At 68.0% G+C, this 26,898-nt stretch carries 22 protein-coding genes, 1 pseudogene and 2 riboswitches; of the genes and pseudogenes, 11 read left to right on the top strand and 12 right to left on the bottom strand.

The features are described from left to right. Positions 1-80 precede the first annotated feature (80 nt). A complete protein-coding gene (locus MSM1_RS09125; RefSeq protein WP_213441139.1) occupies positions 81-377 on the top strand; it encodes a putative quinol monooxygenase in 297 nt (98 codons plus the stop codon). Between the two features lie 398 nt (positions 378-775). Here MSM1_RS09125 and MSM1_RS09120 read toward each other — a convergent pair whose 3' ends face one another. The 5 genes from MSM1_RS09120 to glnX all read right to left on the bottom strand — a co-directional run bounded on the left by MSM1_RS09120 (position 776) and on the right by glnX (position 8,003). Then, entirely contained in the window at positions 776-1,975 is a 1,200-nt protein-coding gene (locus tag MSM1_RS09120) for a DUF1501 domain-containing protein (RefSeq protein WP_213441138.1), read from the bottom strand. Between the two features lie 9 nt (positions 1,976-1,984). Continuing rightward, positions 1,985-3,301, bottom strand: coding sequence for a DUF1800 domain-containing protein (locus MSM1_RS09115; protein ID WP_213441137.1), 1,317 nt, complete (start codon positions 3,299-3,301; stop codon positions 1,985-1,987). A 165-nt stretch (positions 3,302-3,466) separates the two neighbouring features. Then, positions 3,467-5,701 (bottom strand): serine/threonine-protein kinase PknG, encoded by a 2,235-nt coding sequence (locus MSM1_RS09110; protein ID WP_213441639.1) that lies wholly within the window; start codon positions 5,699-5,701, stop codon positions 3,467-3,469. Between the two features lie 11 nt (positions 5,702-5,712). After that, on the bottom strand, positions 5,713-6,684 hold the full coding sequence (locus MSM1_RS09105) for a glutamate ABC transporter substrate-binding protein (RefSeq protein WP_213441136.1): 972 nt from the start codon (positions 6,682-6,684) through the stop codon (positions 5,713-5,715). Then, a complete protein-coding gene (glnX, locus tag MSM1_RS09100) occupies positions 6,684-8,003 on the bottom strand; it encodes a protein kinase G-activating protein GlnX (protein WP_213441135.1) in 1,320 nt (439 codons plus the stop codon). The genes MSM1_RS09105 and glnX overlap by 1 nt, the downstream gene beginning before the upstream one ends. A 211-nt stretch (positions 8,004-8,214) precedes the next feature. Between glnX and MSM1_RS09095 the strand changes: the two genes are divergently transcribed. Further along, positions 8,215-8,844 carry an NUDIX hydrolase gene (locus MSM1_RS09095; RefSeq protein ID WP_213441134.1) on the top strand — a complete coding sequence of 210 codons (630 nt, stop codon included), beginning with the start codon at positions 8,215-8,217 and terminating at the stop codon, positions 8,842-8,844. Here the strand turns inward: MSM1_RS09095 and thiE are convergent. Beyond that, entirely contained in the window at positions 8,816-9,490 is a 675-nt protein-coding gene (gene thiE, locus MSM1_RS09090; protein WP_213441637.1) for a thiamine phosphate synthase, read from the bottom strand. The genes MSM1_RS09095 and thiE overlap by 29 nt on opposite strands. Before the next feature lie 158 nt (positions 9,491-9,648). Then, positions 9,649-9,783: riboswitch (TPP riboswitch) on the top strand. On the opposite strand from thiE, the gene thiO reads away from it, so the two are divergent. The 6 genes from thiO to MSM1_RS09060 all read left to right on the top strand — a co-directional run bounded on the left by thiO (position 9,774) and on the right by MSM1_RS09060 (position 15,831). Beyond that, positions 9,774-10,793 (top strand): glycine oxidase ThiO, encoded by a 1,020-nt coding sequence (thiO, locus tag MSM1_RS09085; protein ID WP_213441133.1) that lies wholly within the window; start codon positions 9,774-9,776, stop codon positions 10,791-10,793. Its footprint overlaps the riboswitch before it by 10 nt. Then, a complete protein-coding gene (gene thiS, locus MSM1_RS09080) occupies positions 10,790-10,987 on the top strand; it encodes a sulfur carrier protein ThiS (protein ID WP_213441132.1) in 198 nt (65 codons plus the stop codon). The genes thiO and thiS overlap by 4 nt, the downstream gene beginning before the upstream one ends. After that, the gene (locus MSM1_RS09075) at positions 10,980-11,747 is read left to right on the top strand and encodes a thiazole synthase (RefSeq protein WP_213441131.1); all 768 of its coding nucleotides are present in this window, start codon (positions 10,980-10,982) and stop codon (positions 11,745-11,747) included. Before thiS ends, MSM1_RS09075 begins: the two co-directional genes overlap by 8 nt. A 155-nt stretch (positions 11,748-11,902) precedes the next feature. Continuing rightward, positions 11,903-12,649: an SGNH/GDSL hydrolase family protein gene (locus tag MSM1_RS09070; protein WP_307857314.1), complete on the top strand. Its 747-nt coding sequence runs from the start codon at positions 11,903-11,905 to the stop codon at positions 12,647-12,649. Positions 12,650-12,859: 210 nt separating this feature from the next. Next, positions 12,860-14,359: a M28 family metallopeptidase gene (locus MSM1_RS09065; RefSeq protein ID WP_213441130.1), complete on the top strand. Its 1,500-nt coding sequence runs from the start codon at positions 12,860-12,862 to the stop codon at positions 14,357-14,359. Then, positions 14,359-15,831, top strand: a complete 1,473-nt coding sequence (locus MSM1_RS09060) for a M28 family peptidase (RefSeq protein WP_213441129.1) — start codon at positions 14,359-14,361, stop codon at positions 15,829-15,831. Before MSM1_RS09065 ends, MSM1_RS09060 begins: the two co-directional genes overlap by 1 nt. A gap of 124 nt (positions 15,832-15,955) precedes the next feature. Here the strand turns inward: MSM1_RS09060 and MSM1_RS09055 are convergent, their stop codons facing one another. From MSM1_RS09055 to thiC, 4 genes are all read right to left on the bottom strand, one after another. Continuing rightward, the gene (locus MSM1_RS09055) at positions 15,956-17,440 is read right to left on the bottom strand and encodes an NAD(P)/FAD-dependent oxidoreductase (protein ID WP_213441128.1); all 1,485 of its coding nucleotides are present in this window, start codon (positions 17,438-17,440) and stop codon (positions 15,956-15,958) included. Between the two features lie 70 nt (positions 17,441-17,510). Further along, entirely contained in the window at positions 17,511-18,164 is a 654-nt protein-coding gene (locus MSM1_RS09050) for an alpha/beta family hydrolase (RefSeq protein ID WP_213441127.1), read from the bottom strand. Continuing rightward, positions 18,161-18,994: a bifunctional hydroxymethylpyrimidine kinase/phosphomethylpyrimidine kinase gene (gene thiD / locus MSM1_RS09045; protein ID WP_213441126.1), complete on the bottom strand. Its 834-nt coding sequence runs from the start codon at positions 18,992-18,994 to the stop codon at positions 18,161-18,163. The genes MSM1_RS09050 and thiD overlap by 4 nt, the downstream gene beginning before the upstream one ends. Beyond that, the gene (gene thiC, locus MSM1_RS09040; protein WP_374101700.1) at positions 18,991-20,604 is read right to left on the bottom strand and encodes a phosphomethylpyrimidine synthase ThiC; all 1,614 of its coding nucleotides are present in this window, start codon (positions 20,602-20,604) and stop codon (positions 18,991-18,993) included. The genes thiD and thiC overlap by 4 nt, the downstream gene beginning before the upstream one ends. Before the next feature lie 20 nt (positions 20,605-20,624). Then, positions 20,625-20,734, bottom strand: a riboswitch (TPP riboswitch). A 416-nt stretch (positions 20,735-21,150) separates the two neighbouring features. Between thiC and MSM1_RS09035 the strand changes: the two genes are divergently transcribed. Both MSM1_RS09035 and MSM1_RS09030 read left to right on the top strand, forming a co-directional pair. Beyond that, positions 21,151-21,450 carry a DUF2628 domain-containing protein gene (locus MSM1_RS09035; RefSeq protein WP_213441631.1) on the top strand — a complete coding sequence of 100 codons (300 nt, stop codon included), beginning with the start codon at positions 21,151-21,153 and terminating at the stop codon, positions 21,448-21,450. A 181-nt stretch (positions 21,451-21,631) separates the two neighbouring features. Next, positions 21,632-22,123, top strand: coding sequence for a hypothetical protein (locus MSM1_RS09030; RefSeq protein ID WP_236054827.1), 492 nt, complete (start codon positions 21,632-21,634; stop codon positions 22,121-22,123). 145 nt (positions 22,124-22,268) lie between these two features. Here MSM1_RS09030 and MSM1_RS09025 read toward each other — a convergent pair whose 3' ends face one another. After that, on the bottom strand, positions 22,269-22,544 hold the full coding sequence (locus tag MSM1_RS09025) for a hypothetical protein (protein WP_213441125.1): 276 nt from the start codon (positions 22,542-22,544) through the stop codon (positions 22,269-22,271). Between the two features lie 63 nt (positions 22,545-22,607). Here MSM1_RS09025 and MSM1_RS22930 point away from each other — a divergent pair, with 63 nt between their 5' ends. Beyond that, positions 22,608-22,802 (top strand): Rv1535 domain-containing protein, encoded by a 195-nt coding sequence (locus MSM1_RS22930; RefSeq protein WP_374101699.1) that lies wholly within the window; start codon positions 22,608-22,610, stop codon positions 22,800-22,802. 67 nt (positions 22,803-22,869) lie between these two features. On the opposite strand, the pseudogene MSM1_RS22925 reads toward MSM1_RS22930, so the two are convergent. After that, positions 22,870-25,029 (bottom strand): annotated as a pseudogene (locus MSM1_RS22925) (HAD-IC family P-type ATPase); the annotation flags it as partial. Positions 25,030-26,898 lie beyond the last annotated feature (1,869 nt).

The following is a 26,898-nucleotide window of genomic DNA, read 5'->3' as shown; positions in this document are numbered from 1 at the left end:
GGATTCGCCACCTCATTTGGCGGCTTGCGCAGCGTATGTTTTCGAAAGAATCACAAAGCATCATCGAGAGGAAGAGTTAGGTGAGAGAGACCTGTGGACTACTGGCCCTGCTAGAAGCCAAGCCCGGTAAGGGCGCCGAGCTCAGCGCATTCCTGGCGGACGGCCGCACCATCGCGGCCGACGAGTCGGGAACGGTTACCTGGTACGCGTTCAAATTGAGCGATACCACGTTCGGGATGTTCGACACCTTCGCCACCGAGGAAGACCGGCAGGCGCACCTCAAGGGTCAAATGCCGGTGGTGCTCGGCAAAGTAGCGGACAACCTGCTGGCGAAAGAACCCGATATTCGGCCCGTCGACATTGTCGCATATTATTGATTAACAGGTCCCTAAGGACAGTTTCTTTGGCAGTGAGTCAGACGTGCAGAGGTTGACCGCCCGGGCAGGTGACGGTCCCAGCCCGCTCATCGATGGTGGAGTCGTCGAGTAATCCCGATATCGTGGTGGGGCCAGGCACTCAACCGCCTGCTGTGGGCCTGTGGCCTGGAACATCCGGTGCGTCTTGGCTTTTCGAACCCAGATCATCGCGCCACGGAAAGCGACACACCTGACGGATAGCAGGCCATGATTGCACCTGGCCGCGCCAGCAACACGCCGGTGATGCCGCTATCCGCCTTTGCCCGCTGGCAAAGCCACTCGAAACCGCATAACGCTTTGCGGCACAGGTGATTTGCAGGTATAGGAGGCGCGTCGTAGTCGAAGACGGCGCAATCTGCCTACAGAAAACCCACGCCCGTGCGGCCCACCCCCACCGACGGCGTGGGATCGGTCCCGAGGGCGTGCACCAGCAGGTCGTAGTAGACGTCGCGAAAATCCATGGTGGGTTTCAGGTCTCCGTTGTCCAGGTCGGTGAGGCTGGGTTCCTCGCCGTAGAACCCGCCCTTGACGGGGGCTCCGGCTACGAACACCGGGCCGGCGGTGCCATGGTCGGTGCCCTGAGAAGCGTTGGCCGCCACGCGCCGACCGAACTCCGAATACGCCAGCACGACCACGTTCTTGCCGTAGCGGTCAGCGGCCATGTCCCGCAGGAATCCGGCCACCGCCTCGTCGAAGGTCTGCAGCAGACGCTGCTGGGTTTCGCGTTCGTCGGCGTGGGTGTCGAAACCGCCGAGCTGCGCCAGGTAGACCCGGGTGGGCACCCCGGCACGCACCGCCCTGGCCACCAAAGCCAGTTGAGCGGCCAGCGGGTTGCGGTCCTTCTCGGACGCTTTGACCTGCGCGAAGGTCGCGAAGGTGGTGTCGGCGCTGCGGGCGGCGCGATAGGCAGCGCACACCGCCGACATGGCCGGGGTGTCGCCGGGGTCGGCCGCGCCCAGCGCCGCCATCGTCGCGGCGAACGGCTCCTCGGATTGCGGGGTTACGGACGGTGAAAGGGCTGCCGCCGTGCACTTCTCACCGACCGCCAGTGGCGGCAGCACGGCGCCGATGTTGACCGCACGCAGCGGATCGTCGCCGGTGGCGTCGAGCCAGCGCCCGATCCAGCCGGTCGAGACGGGCTCAGCCGGCGACGCGGTCTGCCAGATGTCCATGGACCGGAAGTGGCTGTGATCGGGCTGGGGATAGCTCACGCCGCGCACAATGGCCAACTTGCCCTCGGACCACAGTCCCGCCAGGCCGCGCAACGCCGGGTTGAGGCCCAGCGCCTCATCGAGATGCAGGACATCGCCCGGAGCGTAGGCCAGTTCGGGACGTGCATCGTGATAAGCGTTGTCGGCGTAAGGAATCACGGTGTTGATGCCGTCGTTGCCGCCGTAGAGTGTGACGATGACCAGGATGCCGCTGCCCTCGGCGAGCGGCCGATCGTGTGCCGCGCGCTGGAGTTCGGGCCAGCTGACCGCGACCGCCCCGGACAGCAGGCCCAGCGCGCCGGCGCCGGCGCTGGCGATCAGAAACGTGCGGCGACTCATGTGAGGCATCGGCCCTCGCTAGGACGTCAGGTATTCCGGTGTGTTGACGGCGGCGGCAACCAACCGCGGGGGGTCGCGCACCAACGGCTTGAGCGCGTTGGCGCTGCGGTCCGACCACGCCCCCACACCGATCAGATAGCCGACGGCGTCGATGCGGTCGCCGGCGGCGGCACCCTCGACGGCCGATAGGTCACCGGCTCGGGCCAGCTCGGCCGCCGCTCGTAGGCGCACCCCGGCGCTGGCGGTGGACAGCCACACCCGCCCGCGCGGCCAGCCCCCGACGCTCGGCGGATAGAACGGCCGCTGCCCCAGCGCTTTGAGCGTCGCCTCGGCCATCCTGACCCGCGCTGGGGTCTCCAGCGGTACCCGCAGGGAGCGGATCACCCCGACCAGCCATTCAACCGGGGTGTTGACCACGACGGCGCGGGCGGTGGTGAACTCGTCGTCGATCAGGATCGCCCGGGTGAGTGCCCGCAGGTCGCGGCCGGGTCCGTAGGCGGTGACGATGCGGTCCAGCGCCCACTGCGAGGGCGGGTCGTCAGCAGCCAGCTGCTGCCACAGCCGTCCTGCGACATATTCCGCCGACCTGGGCTGGGCCAGCACGGTGTCGCAGAAGCCCGCCGCGTCGAAGTCTCGGCTGACGCCGAACAACGTCTTAACGGTGTCGTCATGGCGCCGCCGGACCATCGCGGTTCGTCCGCCCGCCCCGATGACCCATCCGGTCAGAGCGCGGGCCCCGGCACGCACATCGGATTCGGTGTAGCCGTTGCCGTGGCCCAGTGCGAACAACTCTATGAATTCGCGGGCCAGGTTCTCATTGGCGGCCCCGGCGGTGTTGGTCTGCCCGTCCAGCCAGAGCAGCATCGCGGCGTCGGTCAGCATCGCATAGGCGAGTGTGCGGAAATCACCCAGCTTCAACGTGCGTAGCTTCTGGTTCTGCGCCGCCAGGTACGCCGCGACCCGCACCTTTTGGGCGGAGGTGGCGAAGTGGTTGTGCCAAAGCAGCGTCAACTTTTCGTGGATCGGCTGGCGCACGGCGACCATGCGGCGCAGCCACCATCCCGACAGCTGGGACATCTGCTCGCCCAGTTGCCGGTTGTACCGACGCCGGGCCTCGGTGGTGGCGCCCTTGCCCGGGGGGCGCGGGGGCTCCAGGGTCGGCATCGGGGTGGCGCTCGCCCCGGGGTCGGCGTCGGGACTCGCACCGAGCGCGGCGTCGACGTAGGCCGGCCAAGCTTGCGTCACCACGGTGTCGACCTCGGGGCCGCTCACCCCGAACCCGGCGCGACGCAGCATGCGGGCCGTGGTGATCCAGCGCGCGGACTGCCCGGCCATGGGTTAACTGTGACGCGCAGAGCTGAGAATTCGCTGAATCACCCGCGTAGCGGCGAGGCGCGGGCCAACAAAGCGGGCCAACAAACCGCCAGCAGTCCCCAACCCGCCCGGCACCCGCAACCGAAACCCAGGATGCCCGGTCGATGCGCGGCTGCCCGGCGCGCCTCAGAACGTGCTGGTGGGCCGCACACGGTTGGCCATATCCACCAGGGTGTAGCGGTGCGCCTGGGTCGGGGCCACCCGGGCCAGCGCCCGCAGTGACGCCTCAACCCCCAGCCGCAAGCCGTGTTTGGTGAAGGGGAACCCGAGGATGTGGTTGGTGCTGGCCCGATGGCCCGCCTCGAGCCAGTCCAGTGCGCTGCCCAACACCAAAGCACGGATCTGCAGCACCCGTGGCTCGGTGGGCGGCAGCGCCTCGACCCGCCGCGCCGCGTCGCGGATATGCTCCTCGGTGATCTCACTGATGGAGCGGCCGGATAGCAGCGTCACCGCACTGGTCAGCCGCGCGGTGGTGAAATGCCTTGAGGTCGCGGGCACTTCATCGAGCGTGCGCACCGCACCCTCACGGTCGCCGGCCGCCGATTGGGCCCTGGCCAGCCCGAAAGCCGCCGAAATGACACCGTCGTCGGTGCGCCACACCGTGCGATAGAAGTTGTGCTCGTCGGTGTAGCCGGCGAGCTCGGCGGTGGCGGCCAGCGCGAGCTTAGGCGCGTATTCGCCGGGGAAGGTGTCGAGCACCTCGGTGAAATGCTTGATGGCGGCGTCATAGTCCCCGGTGAGCAGTTCGGAGACGGCGCGATACCACACCAGCCGCCAGCGCCAGCCGACCCGTTCGGCCAGGTCGTCGAGCTTGCGGGTGGCCTTGACAACGTCGCCCAGGTCAAGTAAGGCGCGGACCTCCATCAGCGGCAACTCGACCGACTCGGATAGGTCGATGCCCTCCGCCTCGAGTGCGCCGTGGCGGACGGCGCGCAGCGAGTCCAGGGTCTGCACCGGCTCGGACAGGACCGTCGCCTGCAGCACCGGGGCGGCGACGTCGGCGGGATCGACCATCGGCACCGGCAGCGCGGTGATGATCTCCTTTGCGGTGAGTTTCTCCGAATGCACCTGGCCGTCCAGGTACACGTCGGTGTGCGCGACCAATAACGACACCCCGAAGGTGGAGCGGGAGCGGGTGAAAATCGTCGACAATCCCGGCCGCGGCACCCCGGTGTCGGCGGCGACCACCTCGCGCAGCACACCCAGTAGCTGCCCGGACATCTCCTCGGCGCTCGCAAACCGCCGCAACGGATCGGGGTCGGTGGCCCGGCGCAGCAACCGGGCAAACGAATCGTATTTGGCCAGCACCGGGTCGTTTTCGGGCAGCCCGTCGAGGTAGCGGCCATGACGGGTGGGCAGATCTAACGTGAGCGCCGCCAGCGTGCGTCCCACCGTGTAGATGTCGGTAGCCACCGTCGGACCGGTCCGCACGATCTCCGGCGCCTGGTAGCCCGGCGTGCCGTAGAGGTAGCCGAACGAGTTGATCCGCGACACCGCGCCCAGGTCGATCAGCTTAAGCTGCTCCTCGGTGAGCATGATGTTCTCCGGCTTAAGGTCGTTGTACACCAGGCCGACGGAGTGCAAATATCCCAGCGCGGGCAGGATTTCCAGGATGTAGGCGATCGCCTCGGCCACCGGCAGCTTCTGGCCCTTGAGGCGCTTGAGCGATTTCCCGCCGACATACTCCATGACGATGTAGCCCACCGGATTCCCGTGGCGATCGGGGTGCTCGACGAAGTTGAAGATCTGCACGATCGCGGGATGCACCACCTCGGCGAGGAACTGGCGTTCGGCCATGGCGATCGCCTGCGCCTCCGCGTCCCCGGAATGCACCAAACCCTTGAGCACCACCGGACGGTCATTGACGTTTTTGTCGAACGCCAGGTAAACCCAGCCCAGGCCACCATGCGCGATACACCCTTTGACCTCATACTGCCCCGCGACGATATCGCCTGGATTCAGTTGCGGCAGAAACGAGTATGGGCTGCCGCAGTGCGGGCACCAACCCTCTAGGGCCGCCTTGCCGTCGGCACCGGAGCGACCCACCGGCTGTCCGCAGTTCCAGCAGAACCGCTTGGATTCGGGGACCACCGGATCGGGCATCAACGCCTCGAGCGGATCGATATCGGGCACCCGGGGGATCTCCACCAAGCCGCCGCCCAGCCGCCGGACCGGCGCGGTCACCCGCTGCTGCGGCTCGGTCTCGATGGTGCCCACCGGCCCGGGCTCGAAGTCATCGTCGAGTCGGGGGCGAAAGATCGCCTGGGTATGCGCGGGACGGCTCACCGACGATGAGCCCAGCACGTCCGCCGGCTGGGTGGCCGGGCCCTCGTCGCGGCGGCTTTCCTCGTGGTGTTCCATGGGCGCGCCCATCAGTCCAGATACCTCGGGGTGGGTGGGGCCGGGGCCGGCCCCAGAGTTGTCAACCACTTGCGGTACAACGTATTCCAGGTGCCGTTGCGTTCGATACGTTCCAGTGTCCCGTTGACGAACCGCACCAGCCCGGTGTTGTTCAGGTTGATCCCGATGCCATAGGGCTGGGTGCCCATGTTCGGGCCGACGATGTGCAGGTAGGGATCTTGTGCCATCAGCCCGGCCAGCAGCGTGTCATCGGTGCTGACGGCGTCGACCTGCCGCTGCTGCAAAGTCACCAGGCAGTCAGCCCAGTTCACCACCGAGACGATGACCGGGGGCGGGGCGATCTCCCGAATGCGGTTGATCGACGTGGTGCCCCGCGCCTCGCACACCCGCTTGCCGGACAAGTCGGCGGGGCTGGTGATCGCCGAGTCCCGGGGTACCAGGATGCGCTGGTGGGCGTCGAGGTAGACGGTGGAGAAGTTCACCAATTTACGCCGCTCGCAGGTGATGGTCATGGTCTTCACGACGATGTCGACCTCAGATCTCTGCAACGCGGTGATGCGCTCGGCGGACGAGAGGATCCGGTATTCGACATGCGACGGGCTGCCGAAGATATCGCGCGCCACCTCGCCGGCAATGTCGACATCGAACCCGGTGATCTCACCGGTGATGGGATCCCGGAAGCTGAACAGGTTGCTGCCGGTGTCGAGGCCAACGATCAGCCGGCCGCGGTCACGGATATAGGCCACCGCGGCGTCAGCCTCGGCCGTGGTGGGAAATGGGCGCAGGCTGGCGGTGCGGTCGCAGTGCTCGGCCTCGTCCTCCGGGCGCGGCGGCTGTGGGGGCATCACCTCCATGCCGGCCGGTGTGGGCGGCGCCAGCGTCGGCACCGGTGTTGTCGCCATGGGCGCCGGATGACCGCATCCGGCCAGCAGACCGAACAGGGCGGCGATGCGCAGGAGCCGGATTCGAAGCGGGCGCGTCATCACCGATACTCATTCAGCCGGGGCCATAGGCCCAACGCGACCGCGACGGCACCGCCCAGACTGAGCACTACGGCGCCGGCCGTGGCGCCGGATAGCCCCCGGCGCGCATTGGAGATCTCGGTGCGCAGTTGCTCGCGACTTTGCTCCATGGCCCGGTTCAGCTCGCCCTCCAGCTTGTCGAACGCGGGCCTGGAGTTGTTCTCGCCGCTGCCCAGCGCAACCTCGGTGGCGGCCAGGTAGTTGCCGACCGAGATGTAGGAGTTGATTCGCTCGTTGGCCTGCCGCCACCGGGCCAGCAACTGGCCGGCGCCCTGCAAATCGGCTTTGTCCACCGCGTCGGCGCGGGACAGATATCGGTCGAGCTGTTGCTGCATGGTGTCGAGGCGTTGATTGAAGGACTGGGTACCGCTCTCGTCATCCCCGCGCCGCACCAGCGACAGCGTCTCATCGGCTCGCGCCTGCTGGGCGGTGATCGCGAGGTTGGTGAGGGTCTTCAGTGATTCTGCCGCAGTGTTTTTGGCGTCGCGGGTGGCGGTGGTGGAAATTGTCAGCGCCGTTCCCACCCAGGCCACCATCACCATGATCGCGAGGGCGCCCACGACGAGGCCAGGGTTGATCCGCCGCCTGGTGCGACGCGCGAGCCATCGGTGCGCGAACGCGCCGAAGGCCACGGTGGTCGCGACGACCAGGATCACCGGGGCGGGAATCTGAGTCGATGCCGTCGTCTCGGCATCGACCCGCTCCGATGTCGCGCGGTAAAGTCGTTGCGCGTCAGGCAGAATCGTCTGCTGCATCAGTGTCGACGCTTCCGACAGGTACGACGAGCCCACGGGGTTACCGGCCCGGTTGTTGGTGCGCGCGGTTTCGATCAATCCGGTGTAGACGGCCAGCTCGGCGTTGACCCGGCCTAATAGCTGCACCAACGGCTCGTCGGTGAGCCCGCTGGATGCCCGGGTCACTGCCACCGCGGCATCGGTGACCGCCTGCTCGTACCGCTGGCGGACAGCCGTCGGTTCGGCTTGGGCGATAAACGCCGTCGCCGCCGCGGCATCGGCGACCGACAGCGTGGTGTAAAGCCGCCCCGCGGCGAACGCCAGGGGTTCGGTGTGGTTCAAAACCGTGGACAACGCTTGCTGGCGGTGGTTGATCGTCGTCGAGGTGGCAAACGCGCTCAGCCCCCCCAGGGCGGCCAGGATCACACCGATGGTCAAGATACGGCCGGGAGTCGTTGAAATAAACCACCAGCGAGGACGCGGCGGTCCGGTTGGCGACCGCGACCCCAGCGGCTCGGTCGACGGATGCGCCAACTCCACGGACACGTTTGCTGAGACCTCACCTTTCAGCCATTCGTGCCACCAACTCTATAAAAGAATTCTAAGAGTCCGGGTTGCCAAGTGCGTGTCTGTGGACCGGTCACGGCCGGTTTGTGTTTCGGTCGCCGCCGGCCGGTGTGCTCGCCGGTGCTGCCGCCGGGCACCCTGCGGGCTCACGCCGTGCCCGAGGGTCGCCGGGGGCCGTATTGTGGGCGGCGTGCTCGGCGACGGTGATGGATGGGCGTTCTCGCACACCGGGGTTGCGTACTGGGGCCGCTACGGGGCGGCGGGTCTGCTGCTGCGGGCGCCACGGCCCGACGGCACGCCGGCGGTGTTGCTTCAGCACCGGGCGCCGTGGAGCCATCAGGGTGGCACCTGGGGTCTTCCGGGTGGCGCCCGGGACAGCCACGAGACCGCCGAACAGGCCGCCGTGCGTGAAGCCCGCGAGGAAACCGGTCTGCCCACCGACCGGATCCGGGTGCGCGCGGCCGTGGTCACTGCCGAAGTTCCCGCAGCCGACGGTACGTGCTGGACCTACACCACGGTCGTCGCCGACGCAGACGAGCCGCTGTGCGCAGTGCCCAACCGGGAAAGCGCCGAGCTGCGCTGGGTGGGCGAGAACGAGGTGGCTGACTTACCGCTGCACCCCGGATTAGCGGCGAGTTGGCGGCGGCTGCGGGCCGCACCCGTGTTCGTGCCACTGCGCCCCGGCGACGAACGGCGCCGGCACCTGCCGCGCACCGTGGAAATCGAGGCGGGGGTATTCGTCTGGTGTGTGCCCGACGAGGATCGGCCGCCGTCACGGCTGAGTCCCCGGATTAGCTCGCTGCTGCAAGCGCTGCACTGAGCGTTTCCGCGGCGGCCCGCGGATCCTCGGCCGTGGTGATCGCTCGCACCACCACAATCCGGCGGGCACCGGCCTCGAGCACCTGGGGTAGCCGCCGGGCGTCGATGCCGCCGATGGCGAACCACGGCTTGGGCCCGGCGAGCCTGGCGGCGGTGCGAATCAGATCCAGGCCCGTCGCGGGGCGGCCCGGCTTGGTCGGTGTGGGCCAGCAGGGGCCGACGGTGAAGTAATCGACGTCCTCGCTCACCGCGCGCGCCACCTGGGCGGGGTCATGGGTGGAGCGGCCGATCAGCGTGCCCGGCCCGACGATTTCCCTCGCCACCTGCAGTGGCAGGTCACCCTGGCCTAAATGCAGCACCTCGGCGCCCGCGGCGCGGGCGATGTCAGCGCGGTCGTTGACCGCCACCAGGGCACCGTAGCGCCCGGCGGCCTCGGCGAGGACCTGCAACGCGGCCAGCTCGTCGCACGCCTCCAGGGGGCCGAACCGCCGCTCCCCTACCGAGCCCTTGTCGCGCAGTTGAATGATGTCCACCCCGCCGGCCAGTGCGGCGTCGGCGAACTCGGCCAGGTCACCACGGTCGCGACGGGCATCGGTGCACAGATACAACCGGGCGGCCGCGAGACGGGCGCGTGCCCCGGCGACGATGCGGCTCGGCGCGGACCCGCCCGGCGACGATCCGGACCGCGCCCCGGCGCGAGGGGGTACGGGAGCGTTGGCTCGGCGGGCAGTGGACCGAGCGATGCCGTCGTGCACACCGTGACGGTAGCCGCTAGCGTGGAACGCGGAAAAGCAACAGGAGAAGAAAAGCTTGTCACGGGAGTCCCGGGCCATCGAACACGTGCGGGGCTGAGAGTGGGCACACTGGGCGCGAGCCACCTGCCCTTACCGTCACACCTGATCCGGATCATGCCGGCGAAGGGAGCAGACAGTGCCAGCGGACTCGGCGGGGTCTTTGGCTGTGATCGGCGGGGGTGTCATCGGGTTGTCGGTGGCGCGCCGGGCCGCCCAGGCCGGCTGGTCGGTGCGGGTGCATCGCACCGGCGAGCACGGTGCCTCCTGGGTGGCGGGCGGCATGCTGGCCCCGCACAGCGAGGGGTGGCCTGGTGAAGAGCGACTGCTGCGCCTGGGGCTGGAGTCGCTGCGGCTGTGGCGCCAAGGCCGCTTTCTAGAAGGGCTCCCGCCGCAGGTCATCGCCGCCCGCGAGTCGCTGGTGGTGGGCGTCGACTCCGCCGATATCGCCGATCTGCGGACGGTCGCGGACTGGTTGTCCGCCCAAGGTCACCCGGTGATTTGGGAGTCATCCGCCCGGGATGTGGAGCCACTGCTGGCCCCAGGCATCCGGCACGGCTTTCGGGCTCCCACCGAACTCGCGGTGGATAACCGTGCGGTGCTTGAGGCGCTGAGCATGGCCTGCGAGCGGCTCGCCGTCACGTGGGCGCCACCGGTAGCCGACCTGTCTTTAGTCGACGCTGACGCGGTCGTGATCGCCAATGGTATCGACGCACCGGCGTTGTGGCCCGGCCTGCCGATTCGGCCGGTGAAGGGTGAGGCGCTACGGCTGCGCTGGCGAAAAGGCGCTATGCCGGTGCCGCAGCGGGTAATTCGCGCCCGAGTCCACGGGCGGCAAGTCTACTTGGTGCCCCGTGCCGACGGGATGGTTGTCGGTGCCACCCAGTATGAGCATGGCCGCGACACCGCGCCAACCGTCTTGGGTGTGCGTGACCTGCTCGACGACGCCTGCGCGGTGCTGCCCGGGCTAGGAGAGTATGAGCTGGCTGAATGCGCCGCCGGGCTGCGCCCGATGACCCCGGATAACCTTCCGCTGGTGCAGCGGTTGGACGCCCGCACCCTGGTCGCCGCCGGCCATGGCCGCTCCGGTTTTCTGCTGGCACCGTGGACCGCCGAACAGATTGTGTCCGAACTCGTTTCAGTGGGAACGCATCGATGATCGTGATGGTCAACGACCAACGGGTCGAAGTTGACGAGATGACCACCGTCGCCGGGCTGCTCCGGTTGCTGGGCTACCCCGAGGGGGGCATCGCGGTGGCGCTGAATCAGGCCGTGCTGCCGCGGTCGGATTGGGCGATAACCCTGTTCGACGGCGCACGCCTCGAGGTGGTGACGGCGGTGCAGGGTGGCTAGCGGCAACGAGGACAAGCTGACGATCGCCGGGCGCAGCTTCACTTCCCGACTGATCCTGGGCACCGGGGGAGCAAGCAACCTGGCAGTGCTGGAACAGGCGTTGATCGCCTCGGGCACCGAGCTGACCACCGTCGCCATGCGCCGCGTCGACGCCGAGGGCGGCACCGGCATGCTCGAGCTGCTGGGCCGGCTCGGGATCACGCCGCTGCCCAACACCGCGGGCTGCCGGAGCGCGGCCGAGGCGGTGCTGACCGCGCAGCTGGCCCGGGAGGCGCTGCACACCGACTGGGTCAAACTCGAGGTGATCGCCGACGAGCGCACCCTGCTGCCCGACGCGGTGGAATTGGTGCGGGCCGCAGAGCTATTGGTGGACGATGGCTTCGTGGTGCTGCCCTACACCAACGACGATCCCGCGCTGGCGCGGCGGTTGGAAGACACCGGATGCGCGGCGGTGATGCCGCTGGGCTCGCCGATCGGCACCGGGCTGGGCATCGCCAACCCGCACAACATCGAGATGATCGTCGCCCGGGCCGGCGTGCCGGTGGTGCTCGATGCGGGGATCGGCACCGCCAGTGACGCGGCGCTAGCGATGGAACTGGGGTGCGACGCGGTGTTGTTGGCAAGTGCGGTGACCCGCGCCGCCGATCCGCCCGCGATGGCCGCCGCCATGGCAGCCGCCGTCCACGCCGGCTACCTGGCCCGCCGGGCCGGGCGGATTCCGAAGCGGTTTTGGGCCCAGGCGTCCAGCCCGGCCCGATGACAAATCGGCCGGGCGCTGAACGAGGTGAAGCGTCCACAAAACGGCCGGGCGCTGAACGAGGTGAAGCGTCCACAAATCGGCCGGGCGCTGAACGAGGTGAAGCGTCCACAAATCGGCCGGGCGCTGAACGAGGTGAAGCGTCCACAAATCGTTATGTGGCGCTGGGTAGTTCGATGGCCGCCGGTCCCGGTATCCGGCCCCGGGCCCCGGGTGCGCCGTGGGGCTCGGGCCGCTCGGCGCGCAACTACGCTCACCTGGTCGCCGCTCGATTGAACCTCGACCTGGTCGATGTGACCTTCTCCGGTGCGACGACAGCTCATCTGCTCGCCGCTCGGCAGCGGGGCGCCCCACCGCAGATCGATGCGCTCGACGGCTCCGAAGCCTTGGTGACGATCACCATCGGCGGCAACGACGTCGGCTACGTCCCGCTGCTGCTGGCCGCCTCCCTACCGCGGCCTGCCCGCATGCTGCCGGCGATCGCCGCTTTGCTGGATCCACGTGCTCGCGAGGAGGCGCTCGGTCGGGTCGGTGACTCGCTGCGTGAGATCGGAGCAACGGTCCGCCGGCGAGCGTCACGGGCCCGGGTGTTGTTCGTCGACTATCTCACCCTGCTGCCACCGGCGGGTGTGCCGGCTCCGCCGCTTTCACAGGCGGACGCCGACCTGGGCCGTCATGTCGCTGCCCGCCTGGAGGAGCTCACCGCCGCGGCGGCGGAAGCAACCGGCTGTGAGATCGTGCGGGCCGGACAAGCCAGCCGGGAGCACCACGCCTGGTCGACAGACCCGTGGACCACGGGTGCGGGGTGGCCGCTGCCGTGGCGCCCGGCCCCGTATCACCCCAACGCCACCGGAATGCGGGCCGTCGCCGAGCTAATCGTGTGCTCCGTGCGCTCAGCCCGCTGAGCGATCGTGATCGTGAGCGCCATCAAAGGGGGTTAATCACCCAGAATCCGGACCTCGTCCTTCACCATCATCACGTCCACTGCCGTCCAGGGCATGTAAGACGGATCAACCGCCCTTGGCCGGGTTGGCCGCGGTAGCCGGAAGCCGCCTGAGGTGCGTTGATCGGCGAGATGTCTGACCGACTCAGCGGTGGCGTCTAACCTGGGCCCGATGGTGAAAAACTCGAGAACGACGCTGAGGACGGTCACCGCGGTCGCGGTCACCGTGTTTCTGGCCGCTGGCTGTGTTGATCGGTCCGTGCCGTCGCGGCCGGTCACGGAAAAAGCGGCTGCCGCCGACTTCGCCACCGCGTTGCGCAACCGGGTCAGCACCGACGCCATGATGGCGCACTTGTCGAAACTGCAAGACATCGCCAACGCCAACAACGGCACCCGAGCGGTGGGCACCCCGGGCTATGACGCCACCGTCGACTATGTGGTGAAAACCCTGCGGGGCGCCGGTTTCGACGTGCAGACCCCGGAGTTTCAGGCCCGGGTGTTTCACGCGGAGAAAGGCTCGGTAACCGTCGCCGACAAAACCCTGGACGCGCGTGCGCTGGAGTTCAGCCCCGCTACCCCGGCCGCGGGGGTGAGTGGCCCGCTGGTGGCCGCGCCCGTCGAGGACAGCCCGGGTTGCACCGCGTCCGACTACGACGGGCTGCCGGTGCGCGGCGCGGTCGTGCTGGTCGACCGCGGCACCTGCCCGTTTCTCCAGAAGGAGGAGGCCGCGGCGCAGCGCGGCGCGGTGGCGTTGATCGTCGCCGACAACGTCGACGAGAAGGAGATGGGCGGCACCCTGGGCGAGAACTCTGACGTCAAGATCCCGGTGGTCAGTGTCACCAGAGCCGACGGAGCCCAGTTGCGCGCACACCCCGGGCCCACCACCGTCAAACTCAACGCGAGCACCCAAACGTTTCAGGCCCGCAATGTGATCGCCCAGACCAAGACCGGGTCGACGTCCGACGTGGTGATGGCGGGGGCGCACCTGGACAGCGTGCCCGAGGGGCCGGGCATCAACGACGACGGCTCTGGGGTCGCTGCTGTGCTGGAAACCGCGGTGCAGCTGGGCAGCTCACCACGGGTGCACAACGCGGTGCGATTCGGTTTCTGGGGCGCGGAGGAACTCGGGCTCATCGGGTCACGCAAATACGTCGAATCGCTCGACGTCGAGGCGCTCAAAGACATTGCGCTATATCTGAATTTCGACATGCTGGCCTCGCCCAACCCCGGCTATTTCACCTATGACGGTGACCTGTCGATGCCACCGGACCAGCGTGGTGAGCCGGTGGTGCCCGAAGGCTCAGCCGGTATCGAGCGCACACTTGTCGCCTATCTGAAGTCGGCGGGTAAGGTCGCGCAGGACACCGCCTTTGACGGTCGTTCGGACTACGACGGATTCACCGTGGCGGGCATTCCCTCCGGGGGGCTGTTCTCCGGCGCGGAGGCGAAGAAGTCTGCAGAACAAGCCAAGCTCTGGGGCGGAACCGCTGACGAGCCGTTCGACCCCAACTATCACAAGAAGACCGACACCCTCGACCACATCGACCGCACACCGCTTGGCATCCTCGGTGGCGGCGCCGCCTACGCGGTCGGGTTGTACGCCCAGGATCTCAGCGGCCGCAACGGCGTTCCGCCCCGGGAGGACCGTACCAGACACGTGCTCACCAAGTGATGATCACTCGGCCGGGTGCGGTGGCGCTGGCGCTGGCTGCGCTGGTGACGGCATGCGCGTCGCATGCTGGGCCGTCGACAGCTCCGGCCGGCCTGGGTTACGCCCTGGCCGCCAAGGTGACTGCGGATGCGATGGCCACACATTTGCGTGCCTTACAGGACATCGCCAACACCAACAAGGGAAACCGCGCCGAGGGCACGCCCGGTTATGACGCCAGCGTTGACTATGTGGTGAAAACGCTACGCGGTAAGGGATTCGAGGTTTCCACGCCGCAGTTCGACCGGTTGTATACCGCGTCGCCGGGAAAGCCAATGGTCAGCGTCGATGGCCGCAGCTATCCCGTGGATCAGGCTTCGCTGCTGGTGCGCACCCCACCCGGGGGCCTTGACGGGCCGGTGGTGCTGCCCGCGCGGCCATCCGGGTGCGCCGCGAGCGATTACCGAAGCGCTGCGGCCAAAAACGCGATCGCCGTGACCGACGACACCAACTGCTCCGTCGTCGACAAACAGAACGCAGCGGTGGCCAAGGGGGCCATTGCGTTGGTCGTGGTCAGTGAACCCGGCAGCCGCGGCGCGCCACCCAAACTGTTCAACCCCGGCTACTACAATCAGCTCACCGTTCCGGTCGCGGTTGTCGGCATCGACGGTGGCAGCGCCCTGCGGCACGCCAGCGGACCGGTCCGGCTCATCCTGGACACCGAAACCATCAAGATCACCTCCCGAAACGTATTGGCACAAACCAAGACCGGCTCGACAACGGATGTGGTGATGGTCGGTGCGCACCTCGACAGCGCCCACGATAGCCCGGGCATCAACGACAACGGGTCGGGGGTGGCCGCGGTGCTGGAGACGGCGCTGCAGCTGGGCCCGAAGCCGGCGGTGACCAACGCGGTCCGGTTCGCGTTCTGGGGCGCCGAGGAGGAGGGCATCAATGGCTCCCTGGACTATGTGTTCGGTTTGAACCGCAGCCAGCTCAACGACATCGCGCTGTACCTGAACTTCGACATGCTGGGCTCACCCAATGCGGGGTTCTTCACCGACGACGGCGACCAGTCCGGTCCCCCGGGCTCCGGTGTTGCGCCCCAAGACGTGCCCGAGGGCTCGGCCGGTATCGAACGGACCCTGGCGGGCTATTTGAACCTGGCCGGCAAGCGGCCCGCCGACATGCCGTTGACCACCAAAGCCGACTACCGGCCATTTCTGATAGCAGGTGTGCCGATCGGCGGCATGACCACTGGCGCGTCGCAACAGAAAACCGCCGCGCAGGCCCGGCTGTGGGGCGGCAAGCCCGGGGCCGCCTTCGACCCCAACTACCACAACGCCCGTGACACGGTTGACAACATTAACCGTGACGCCCTGGCCGTCATGGGTTCCGGCGTCGCGTTTGCCGTCGGAACCTACGCCCAGTCCATCACCGGGGTCAACGGCGTTCCGCCACACGATAAACGCAACCGCGCACCGATGCGCCCATAGGTGCGGCTGTGATCCGCCGACCGTCGCGCCGTGCCTGTTTTGCTGACCCACTCATATAGCGTCCCGTTGCGCAGTTTGGGTTTCGGTTTCACCGTGTCGAACCGCACGTAAGCGAGGCGTTCACTTACGCAAATGCGTAATCACTCAACGGGAAGGTCGAGCCTTCGCGCACCGCGTTGCGCGTCGACGTGGGCCGCAGCAGCGCAGCCTCACCGCTGCGGTTGAAATAGTAAGATCGCGACGTGGCACAGTCACCGGCGTAGAACACCGAGTCGTCCAGAAGTTTGGTCACCCGGTCCAGGAAGCGGGCGTTGGCTTCCTCGGTTACCTCGAATACGGTTGCTCCCCTTCGTTTTACCTCACCCAACAGCCGGTCCATGTGCCGCATCTGGTATTCCATGGTGTTGAAGAATGACAGTCCGGAAAAGCCGTAGGGGCTGGCCAAGCTCAGGTAGTTTGGAAAATACGGGATGGACAGACCCTGGTAGGCCTGGAACCGATTCTCGCGCCACCACTTTCCCAGATTTCGGCCTTCCCGCCCAACGATTTCGAAGGCCGGGAAGTTGGCCTCCCATAAATCGAATCCGGTGGCCAGCACCAAAGTGTCGATCACGGTCTTGTGCCCGTCGGCGGTGACGATCCCGTCCGGCTCGATCCGCAGGATCGCGTTGGTCTGCAGATGCACGTGCGGTTTGGTGAAAGCCCGGTAGTAGCTGTTGGACCAGGTAGGCCGCTTGCAGCCGAAGTCGTAATCGGGAGTCAGCTTGCGCCGCAACTCCTTGTCGCGGATGTGAATGAACCGGTTGATCTTGGCCAGATCCGCTGCGGCAATGTTCAGCCGGCGAAACTGCCGGTAGTGCAGCACACCGGTCACCGTCATCAACTCGAAGAGGGTGTCGGTAACCCAGCGAAATGCGCGGTGCACCGGTGGGACCCGGGCGAACACCCGCTGCAGCCATACCGGGATGGCGAAGTCGATCTTGGGCACCACATGGATCGCCGTGCGCTGGTAAACCGTGAGGTCGGCGGCCTGTTTAGCCAGTTCGGGGACCAGTTGTACGGCGGTGGCGCCGGTGCCGATGAGCCCGACGCGGCGGCCTTGGAAGCTGTAGCCGTCGTCCCACGCGGTGGTGTGGACGACCTTGCCGGAGAAGCTGGCGATACCCGGGATGTCGGGGGTGTGCGGCTGGGACAGGAAGCCGGTCGCGGTGATCAGGATACGTGCACTCAGCGTTTCACCGCCGGCCAGCGCGACCAGCCACAGCTGGGCGTCCTCGTCCCAGCGGGCAGCTTCCACCGCCGTGTTGAACCGCATGTAGTGGCGCACGTCGTATTTGTCGGCGACGTGTTCGGCGTAGCGCTTGAGTTCGGGACCCGGCGCGAACAGCCGTGACCAGTACGGATTGGGCTCAAACCAGTAGGAATAGGTGGTCGACGGGATGTCGACGGCCAGACCGGGATAGCGGTTGACGTGCCAGGTCCCACCGAGGTCGGCCTCGCGCTCGAGGATGACGAGGTTGTCGTAGCCGAGCCGGTTCAGCTGGATCGCCGCGCCGATGCCGCCGAAGCCGGCGCCCACGATGATGGCGTCATAGGGCGATGAGTCCACGGGTTGACGATACTGTACCCCGCGGTACCGAGCAGAGGGAGCTGCCGGCGTGGCGGAGTTCGACCCGGCGTCATCCCAGCAGCCGCAGCGCCGCATCGACGGCGAGCGCGGCCACGTCCAGGGTCTTCGAACCCAGGTCGTGGCGCGCGCCGGCGACCTCGACGACCTCGGTCGGGGCGGCAATCAACGCTGCGGCGGCGCGTACTTCGTCGAGGGTGCCAAACGGGTCCGACGACCCATGGACGAACACTGTCGGCACGGTGATGCCCGGCAGGTGCTCGGTGCGGGCGCGTTCCGGGTGACCGGGCGGATGCACCGGGTAGGAGAGCAGCGTCAACAGCTCCACCTCCGCTTCGCCCGTGGCCACCACCATGGAGGTTTGGCGGCCGCCGTAAGAATGGCCGCCGACGATCAGCGGTCCGGCGGCCAAGCCACGGCACACGGCGATCGCCTCGACGATCCCGGCCCGATCGCCGGCCCCCGATCCGGACGGCGGCCCGGTGGGCCTGCGGCGCCGGTAGGGCAGGTTATAGCGCACCGCCAGCCAGCCACGGCGGGCCCACTCGTCACAGAGCTGTCGCAGCAGTGGGGATTCCCTGCTGCCGCCGGCACCATGGGTTAACGCCACTACTCCTTTTGCGGGTCCTTGCGGGCGAGTTGTTGCCCGACCGGGAGAGGCACCCGCAGGGTAGTGCGCGACACCGGCGATCTGGTCGAGGATCATTGCGGGATCAGCCGGAACAGCGGCGACACCGGGCCGTGGCCATGGCCCAGAGGGTAGGCGGCGCGCAGGCATTCGGTCACCCACCGCTTGCCGAAGCCGACCGCGTCCGGGACCGTGAACCCGTGGGCAAGCGCACAGGCCACCGCGGTTGCCAGCGTGTCACCGGCGCCGTGATCGTGGATGGTGCTCACCCGCGAGGCCTGGAACTCGTGAAAGTCCCTGCCGTCGAACAGCACGTCGGTGCTGATCTGTGACGACGGCAAATGTCCGCCCTTCACCAGGACCCATCGCGGCCCCAGCGCATGCAGCGCCCGGGCCGCTTCTCGCTGTGATTTCGAGTCGATGACCTCGACGTCTACCAGCAGCCGTACCTCGTGCAGGTTGGGCGTCACCAGTGTGGCAAGCGGAAACAGCTCCGCACGAAGCGAATCCAGCGCACTCGGATGCAGCAGCGGATCCCCGTGCATCGACGCGCACACCGGGTCGACAACCAGCGGCGCATCCGGCCCGTGATCACGCCAGGCTTTAGCGACGGCCACGACGATCTCGCCCGACGCCAGCATGCCGGTCTTGGCGGCCTGCAACCCGATGTCGTCACACACGGCCTCGATCTGGGCCGCGATGACGTCGCCAGGAACCTTGTGAAAACCCTTGACGCCCCATGAGTTCTGCACCGTGACCGCAACCACCGCACAAAGGGCGTGCACCCCCAGCAGCGTGCAGCTGCGGACATCGGCCTGCAGCCCGGCGCCCCCTCCCGAGTCCGAGCCGGCGATCGTCAGCACCCGCACCGGCGTCTCACCACGGCGCGGCAGCGGCAGATAACTCACGTCACCGGCAGATACACCCGGTTGCCATGCTCGGCAAACTCCCGCGACTTTTCCGCCATGCCCTGCGCCAGTACGGTTTCAATGTCTTCTTCCGTCTCCAGGCCGTGCGCGGCAGCGTAGTCGCGGACATCCTGGGTGATGCGCATGGAGCAGAACTTCGGTCCGCACATCGAGCAGAAGTGCGCGGTCTTGGCGGGCTCGGCGGGCAGCGTCTCGTCGTGGAACTCGCGCGCGGTGTCCGGGTCCAGCGAGAGCGCGAACTGGTCATTCCAACGAAACTCGAAGCGCGCCTGACTCAATGCGTCATCGCGCTGTTGCGCGCGCGGATGCCCTTTGGCCAGGTCGGCGGCGTGGGCGGCGATCTTGTAGGCGATCACCCCGTCTTTGACGTCCTTGCGGTCCGGCAATCCCAGATGCTCCTTGGGAGTCACGTAGCACAGCATGGCCGTGCCGGCCTGGGCGATGATGGCCGCGCCGATCGCCGAGGTGATGTGGTCATAGGCCGGGGCGATGTCGGTGGCCAGCGGGCCCAGGGTGTAGAACGGCGCTTCCTCGCACCACTCCTCTTCCAGCCGAACGTTCTCGACGATCTTGTGCATCGGGATGTGCCCCGGGCCTTCGATCATGACCTGTGCGCCACGGGCTTTCGCGATCTTGGTCAGCTCCCCCAGGGTGCGCAGCTCAGCGAACTGGGCGGCGTCGTTCGCGTCGGCGATCGATCCGGGCCGCAGCCCGTCGCCGAGGGAGAAGGTGACGTCGTAGCGGGCGAAGATATCGGCGAGCTCCTCGAAATGGGTGTAAAGGAACGACTCTTGATGGTGCGCCAAACACCAGGCCGCCATGATCGACCCGCCCCGGGACACGATGCCGGTCACGCGCTTGGCGGTCAGCGGGATGTAGCGCAGCAGCACCCCGGCGTGCACGGTCATGTAGTCGACGCCCTGCTCGCACTGCTCGATCACGGTGTCGCGGTAGAGTTCCCACGTCAGCTTGGTGGGGTCCCCGTTGACCTTTTCCACCGCCTGATAGATCGGCACGGTACCGACCGGCACCGGCGAGTTGCGCAGGATCCACTCCCGGGTTTCGTGGATGTCCTTGCCGGTGGACAGGTCCATCACGGTGTCCGCCCCCCAGCGGGTGGCCCACACCATCTTGTCGACCTCCTCGGCGATCGAGGAGGTCACCGCCGAGTTGCCGATGTTGGCGTTGACCTTGACCGCGAACGCCTTGCCGATGATCATCGGCTCGCTTTCCGGGTGGTTGTGGTTGGCCGGGATCACCGCGCGGCCGCGGGCGACCTCGTCGCGCACCAGCTCGGCGGGCATGCCCTCGCGGGCGGCGACGAACGCCATCTCGGGAGTGATCTCCCCGGCGCGGGCCCGCTGCAGCTGGGTGCCGCGGTCACGCGCCACGCCCGGCCGGGCCGGCAGCCCGCGGTGCAGGTCGATCACCGCGTCGGGGTCGGTGTACGGGCCGGAGGTGTCGTAGAGGTCGAAGTGCTCCCCGTTGGTCAGGTGTACCCGGCGGAACGGCACCCGCAAACCGGGTAGGCCGTCGAGGTCTCGGTACACCTTGCTGCTGCCGGTTATCGGCCCCGTGGTCACGGACATCGGCTGGGCGGGTGTGGACAGATCGGTCATAAACATCTCCCTACGACGGCATTACCCGGTCAGGTTCATACGGTCGACGGCCCCAGCCGTCCTCTCAGCGCACTGGGCGTGCGCTCCCGCGCGGAATTGTCGACTCCACGCTAGCGCAACCGGCCGCCGGCGCGCAGGCGCCGTGCTGCGGCGCCGCCCACGAGCCATCGGATACTTCCAGCTCACGTCACCGTCGCCGAGTCCGGTGGCTGCGGCCAACGGCCCAACGGCGCCAGGCGCGCGACGATCTGGGGCTTCGCGTTGTCAACGGCGTACGCGATAATCGTGTGGGCCCGGTGATACGCCTCGACGCTGATTTACATCCACGCCCACAAAATCGTGGGGCAAGGGGCGCCTCGGTTTGGCCTGTTATTAAGTGACCGGCGCGGCGCAATTTTGCCAATGTTCGGCCTGGCGTAAATGTTGGGTATCCTGTCTGGTCGTGTCCGAAACCTATGACGCCAATAGTGTCCGGCGCCTTGGCGGCAGCGATTCGCGTTCTTTCTCGCCTACGGTCTGCCCTCATCATCGCCCGAGGCTCGGCAAGCGTTCAAAGCGCTTCCCTTCGGTGCCAGGGTGCGCATCAACAGCAATATTCCGGCGTTCCTGTTCGGCCCGCTCTACTTCTTTGCTAAAGGGATGTGGCGAAAGGGCGTTACCCTGCTGGCGCCCGTCATCGCCGCCGCAATTGTGATGGTGGCTGTGCAAGTGCCCGATTCGATTGGGCGCGCGGTCGGTGTGGGGCTTGCCTTCGCCTTGATGACCCCCGCTAATTACGGCTATTACCTGCATGTGGTAAGGCGCAGCCGTTCCTGAAATCCGTTGGAGGGGTTCGGCCGCCGCCGCGGGCGTGCGTAGCCACGGTCGATACGGCGTTGCGGGTACAAGGCTGGCGCTCTCCTGGCATCGATGTCCGGATTCTTCATCAGATACCCGCCCGACTGGAAGATAGGGGTGGAAGATAGGGGCCGCCCTGTCATTCCTTGCCTGCTTCTTGATGATATTCAACGCCTACCATTTCACCCTGTATATCAAGATTCGCGGCAAAATTTACGCATATTATGTAACGGACAGCTTGCCCGGCCCCTCCCCAGACGGGACTTTGCCGCCCGGCGCCGGCGACCCCGACTACGACCCGGCTCCCGACTCCTACGGTGGCACGGCGACCGCCAAGAAGACATGGTGGTCAGGCGTGTTCGGCATGGTTATTTTGGTGGTCGCGATCGATTTGGCGAAGCCCTGGCATACGGCGATGTTGGTGGGCGCGGTTGTCGTTTTTGCGCCTGGCTACGGCTATAGTGACGCGAGTTGGGGCGATCCGGTTGCCCGTGGGCAGCGCCTGCAGTTCGTGATCATTGCGATTATCACCGCGGGGGTGTTCACCGCTTTTTACCTCGCCGCCTATCGCGCGGGCCGGCGGTGGCCGTGGCGTTATAAACGGTCCCTCGAGTATCGCGCGCATCCCAGCCACCAGAAAAGGTGGCCCTAGGTTCGAATAGACCGCCATCGGTTCCGGCGTTGCCCCGGAAGGGGCCGGTCGCGCACCGCGAAGCCGAGACGCATTCTTTATCTTTGATCTTTTCCAGCGCTCGCCGCGACGCGAAGTTGGATGGCAGCCGCCCGTCACGCACCGCTCAGCACTCTTCCATCGCCTCGCCGAGTTCCTCCAGGATGCGGTTGTGGTGGTTGTTGGCCATGATGTGTCCCGCGGCGATGACCAGGGCCACCGGCCAGTCGATGAGCTCGAAAGCGGCCAGCGCGGCCAGGCCGGCGTAGTAGGCGAGCTGGTCCGGCCGCGGGACCATGACCTGCCCGACGATTGGCAGGTTCACCGCGAACGTCTCCCCTTCGCGGATCTTCTGGACGGCTTCGCTTTGCGAAGTTCCGCGCCGCGACGATTTTTCGACCATGTTTTGCCTTTCAGTAACGATGTATTTGCCGGCCAGCCGGGTGTCGTAGTCACTGTGGGAACTATGTCGATGACCGACGCCCTCACTGATCAGTTGCCTCAGGTCCTGGCACCAGTGTTAACCGTGCCGTTGATTCAGTTGTACGCGGCGCTGTGGCGCGTCGGGGTCGTGGAGATCGTGAAGACGCGTCGGGCGTCGAACCGACAGCGGATGGCGGCTCTGGCCCGGGCGTACTCCGGCCAGTTACGAAGCGCGTAGCAGCGGCCACGCCGACGGTCGCCACGGCCGCCGATCCCAGCCCCTGCGCCCAGGCGAGCGGGCCCAGCGGGGTGCATCCCAGCAGCTGGCTGACACCTGGAATGCTAATCAACGTCCCCATCGCGACCAGCGAGCCGGCCGCGGTGAGCACCACCAAGGGGGCGCGGGAATCCAGCAGGGTCTGCCCCAGTTGGGCGGACACCAGCGCGACCAACGCTACCGTGGAGGCGCGTTGCCGGCGTCCGGTGAACGAGGCCATCGCCCACGCCGCCGTGGCAGCGGCCGCGGTGGTCGTCCCGCGAATACCCACGGCACGCCACAGCGCGGACTCGTCGGGGCCACGTCCACCGGTGCCGCCGGCGCCGGCGGTCGGGCTGACCGCAAGGGCCGCCGCCGGCAACGCATCGGTCAACATGTTCACCAGCAGCAGCTGGCGGGTGTTAAGCGGCGAACTTCCGGTGATCGCGCTGCCGATAATGGCGAACGCCACCTCGCCGGCGTTGCCCCCGAGCAACACCGACACCGCCGCCTGCACCCGCCGCCACAGCTCGCGGCCTTCTTCGATCGCGTGCAGCAGCGCCTCGATGCGCCCATCGACCAGGACCACATCGGACGCCACGCGGGCCGGGTCGCTGCCGCGCGAGACGACACCGATGCCGACCGTGGCCGCCCGGATGGCCGCGGCGTCATTGGAGCCATCGCCGACCATCGCGCACACCTTTCCGGTGCGCTCAAGTGTCTGCACGATCTGCACCTTTTGCTCCGGTGACATCCGGGCGAACACCACCCGCTCGGCGACGGCGCGCTCCTGCTCCTTGCGTGACATGGCGTCCCACTCCAGGCCGCTGATCACCTGCTCGGCGCCCACCCGCATGCCCAGCTCGTCGGCGATCGCCGCGGCGGTAATCGGATGATCACCGGTGATGAGCCGCACCGCCACGCCGCGCTCGCGAAGGTCCGAAATCAGGCGGGCCGCCTGCGGGCGCGGGGTGTCGGCCAGCCCCAGAAAACCCACCAACGACAGCTCACCGGCGGACAAGCCGGCGATCAGCTCGTCGTCGTCGGGGTCATCCTGGACAGCCCGAACCTGAGCGGCGGTCAGCTGTCGCCGCGCGACCGCGATCACCCGCAGCCCGCCGGCCGCCATTTCATCTACCTTGGCGCGCACGCCGGCGGGAAGCTCGCGGCAGGCGCCGAGCACCACTTCCGGCGCGCCCTTGACCGTGAGTTCCCCACCCGACACCGAGGCCGAGAACGATCGGCCGGAGCGAAACGGCAGGTGCGCTTCGGGTTCGGGCAGGGATTTCGAGCCGTCCGCGCCCGCCGCCTCGATGATGGCGGCGTCGGTGGCGTGGACGTGCCGGCCACCGTTCAGCGCCGGGGGCGCGGCGCGCGCGGCGCAGCGCAACACCTCGTCGCGGGAGTGGCCGGGCGCGGGATGCACCTGGACCACCCGAAGGCGGTTCTCGGACAGCGTTCCGGTCTTATCGAAACACACCACGTCGACCCGGCCGAGCGCCTCCACCGACCGCGGGATACGTACCAGCGCGCCGAATTCCGTCAGCCGACGCGCCGAGGCCTGCTGGGCCAGCGTCGCGACCAGCGGCATCCCCTCGGGAACGGCCGCCACCGTGACGGCGATGCCGCTGGCCACCGCCTGGCGCAAACCCTTGCGGCGCAACAAGCCCAGCGCGCTGACCAGGGCGCCACCGGCCGCGCTGACCGGCCACGCCCGGTTGGTGAGACGGCTGAGCTGATGCTGTAGCCCGATAGGGGGCAGCTCGCCGGCCGCGAGCTCGGCGGCGCGGCGCGCCTGGGTGTCGGCTCCCACGGCGGTCACCAGGGCGACCCCGGTGCCCGCCACGACATTGGTCCCGGCGAAGAGCATGCAGCGACGCTCGGCAAGGTCGGCGCCCGGCGTGGCCTCGACCTGTTTTTCCACCGGCAGCGACTCACCGGTGAGCGTCGCCTCGTCGACCTCGAGGTCGTCTTCCTCGAGCAACCGGGCGTCGGCGGGGATCACCTCATCGGTGCGCACCTCGATCACGTCACCCGGCCGCAGCTGCTCCGCGTTGATGTCGGCGTACAGCGGCGTCCCGTCGGGACCGTGTTCCACTTTCCGGGCGGGCGGAATCTGCTGCGCGAGCAACCGGTTCAGCTGGCTCTCGGCGCGCAGCCGCTGGCTGGCCGCCAGTATCGAGTTTCCGGTGAGCACCGAGCCGACCATGATCGCGTCGACGGGCGAACCCAGCACCGCGCTGGCCGCCGAGCCGATCGCCAGCACCGGCGTCAACGGGTCGTCGAGCTCGGCCCGAACTGCCTTGAGGAAGTTCCACACCGCTTGCTTGGGCCGTCCAGCCAGCTCGGCGGCGCGCCGCGCTGCGCGCAGGCCCCCAGCCAGAGCGCGCGTCGCACCCGCGCGGGGTCGCAGCTCGGTGGCGGGTCCTCGTTCCCGCGACTCCGGCGGCGGCAGCAGCTCGCGGACCTGCTCGACCGACATCGCGTGCCACTCGTGGGCAGGTGCGGGTCGCGGCGCGGGTGCCCGGACGACCCCGCGCGCCAGCAGGTATCCCGTGAGCACACCGGCCGCCGCCCCGGTGGTGACCGGTCCCGGCCCCCGGCCGCGGACACCGGGCAGCATGAAAAGCGAACCCAACGCCGAGGCAGCGGTGGACAGCTCGATACCTCGCCGGGTCGCCGACTTGGCCGCAGGCAACGCGTGCAACACCCGCCAGGCGCCGGCAAGATCGGCCAGTATCAGGTCCGCATACCAGGGCGGGGGACCGGTGCCGGGCGCCGGCATGATGCCCAACGACAGGTTTGCCGACGAGAGCGCGCGGGTGCCGAAAGATGACAGCACGGCCACCGCGCGGCCGGCCTGTTGCAAGGCGGCGACGGCCGCGGCCAGCGCGTCATCGATCGACCCGTTTTCGAGTTGCCGGATCTCGTCGAAGCTGGGCGCCAATTCGCCCAGCTCGTCGACGTCGACCGAGACCAGCTCCAGCCCGGACCGGCGCGCCTCTGCCATCACCGCCGACGCCAGCGGCTCGTGTGCCGGGCAGATCAACGCTTCGACGCCGAACGCCTCCCCCGATCGTCGCGCTGGCATCCCAGGCACTCGATGCCAGCCCGGACGCACGTCGTGGTGCTTGAGCAGGGTCTGCGCGCCCTGCCAGGCCACCGAGACCTCATCCTCACGGGCGCCGCGCACCCGCAGCACCCGCAATTGGTCGCTGCATAGCACCCGGGGGTCGATGACGAGGGCGTCGACCCGATCCAGGCGGCGCAGGCTGTCCCCCCGCAGTGGCAAGACCGCGTGCTGGTCGGCTAAACCGCGCCCGAGCGTAGCGGCGAAGGATTCGCGGGTGGCTTTCAACGCCTTGGGCATGGCCACCAGCGCGGCGGTAGCGGCCATATCCACCCGGCGGGTGGCGGCACCGACGGCCGCCGCGCCGATCGCCTGGACCCAAGCGCTGCGCTGCATGTGGCGTTCGACCGGGCCCGGGGGTGCCGGTACCGGCCGCCCCGGGGGGTGGACGGCGCGGTCGTCGGCATAGCGGGCCAACTCCGGCTCGTGTCGGTCCCACGCCTGGGCCACTGCGCGGTATTCGGCGGCTTTGAGCATCTCGGTCATCAGGTCCACCAGCAAGGCCGCCGGCGACAGGGTCACGGTGTGCGCGGCGGCCATGGCCAGCGTCAGCACGGTGTCGGTTGCCGGCTTGCCGATTCGATCCTCGAGCAGGGCGCGCAGCCGCGGCTGCAAGCTCACGACCGCGACGGCCGCTTCGACGCTGTTTGGGAATCGCGGCCAGCGTAGCGCTCGGCCAGCCATCGCTGCGCCCAGCCCGGCCGCGTGCACACCGACCGTCACCATTCTGGTGGCCAGCAGCAGCCCGTCGCCCGGCAAGGGTTCCGGGCGTGCGGCACGCCGGCCGTTTACTGGGGTGAGGGCTCGGTGAGCGCGCTTTTCGGCGTCCGCAACGGCGCGGCACAGGTCGCCCAGCGGCGGGTGGTCGTCGTCAAGGCCGACGACCACCCGCGACAGCGGATAGTTCAGCCTCGCCGATGTCACGCCCGGAAGGGCCCGGACCGCCTC

The organism is Mycobacterium sp. SM1 (assembly GCF_018361265.1).
In the GTDB taxonomy this organism is placed as follows: Bacteria; Actinomycetota; Actinomycetes; order Mycobacteriales; family Mycobacteriaceae; genus Mycobacterium.
Note: the sequence above shows the minus strand (reverse complement) of the source record. Positions and strands in the feature narration are given on the sequence as shown.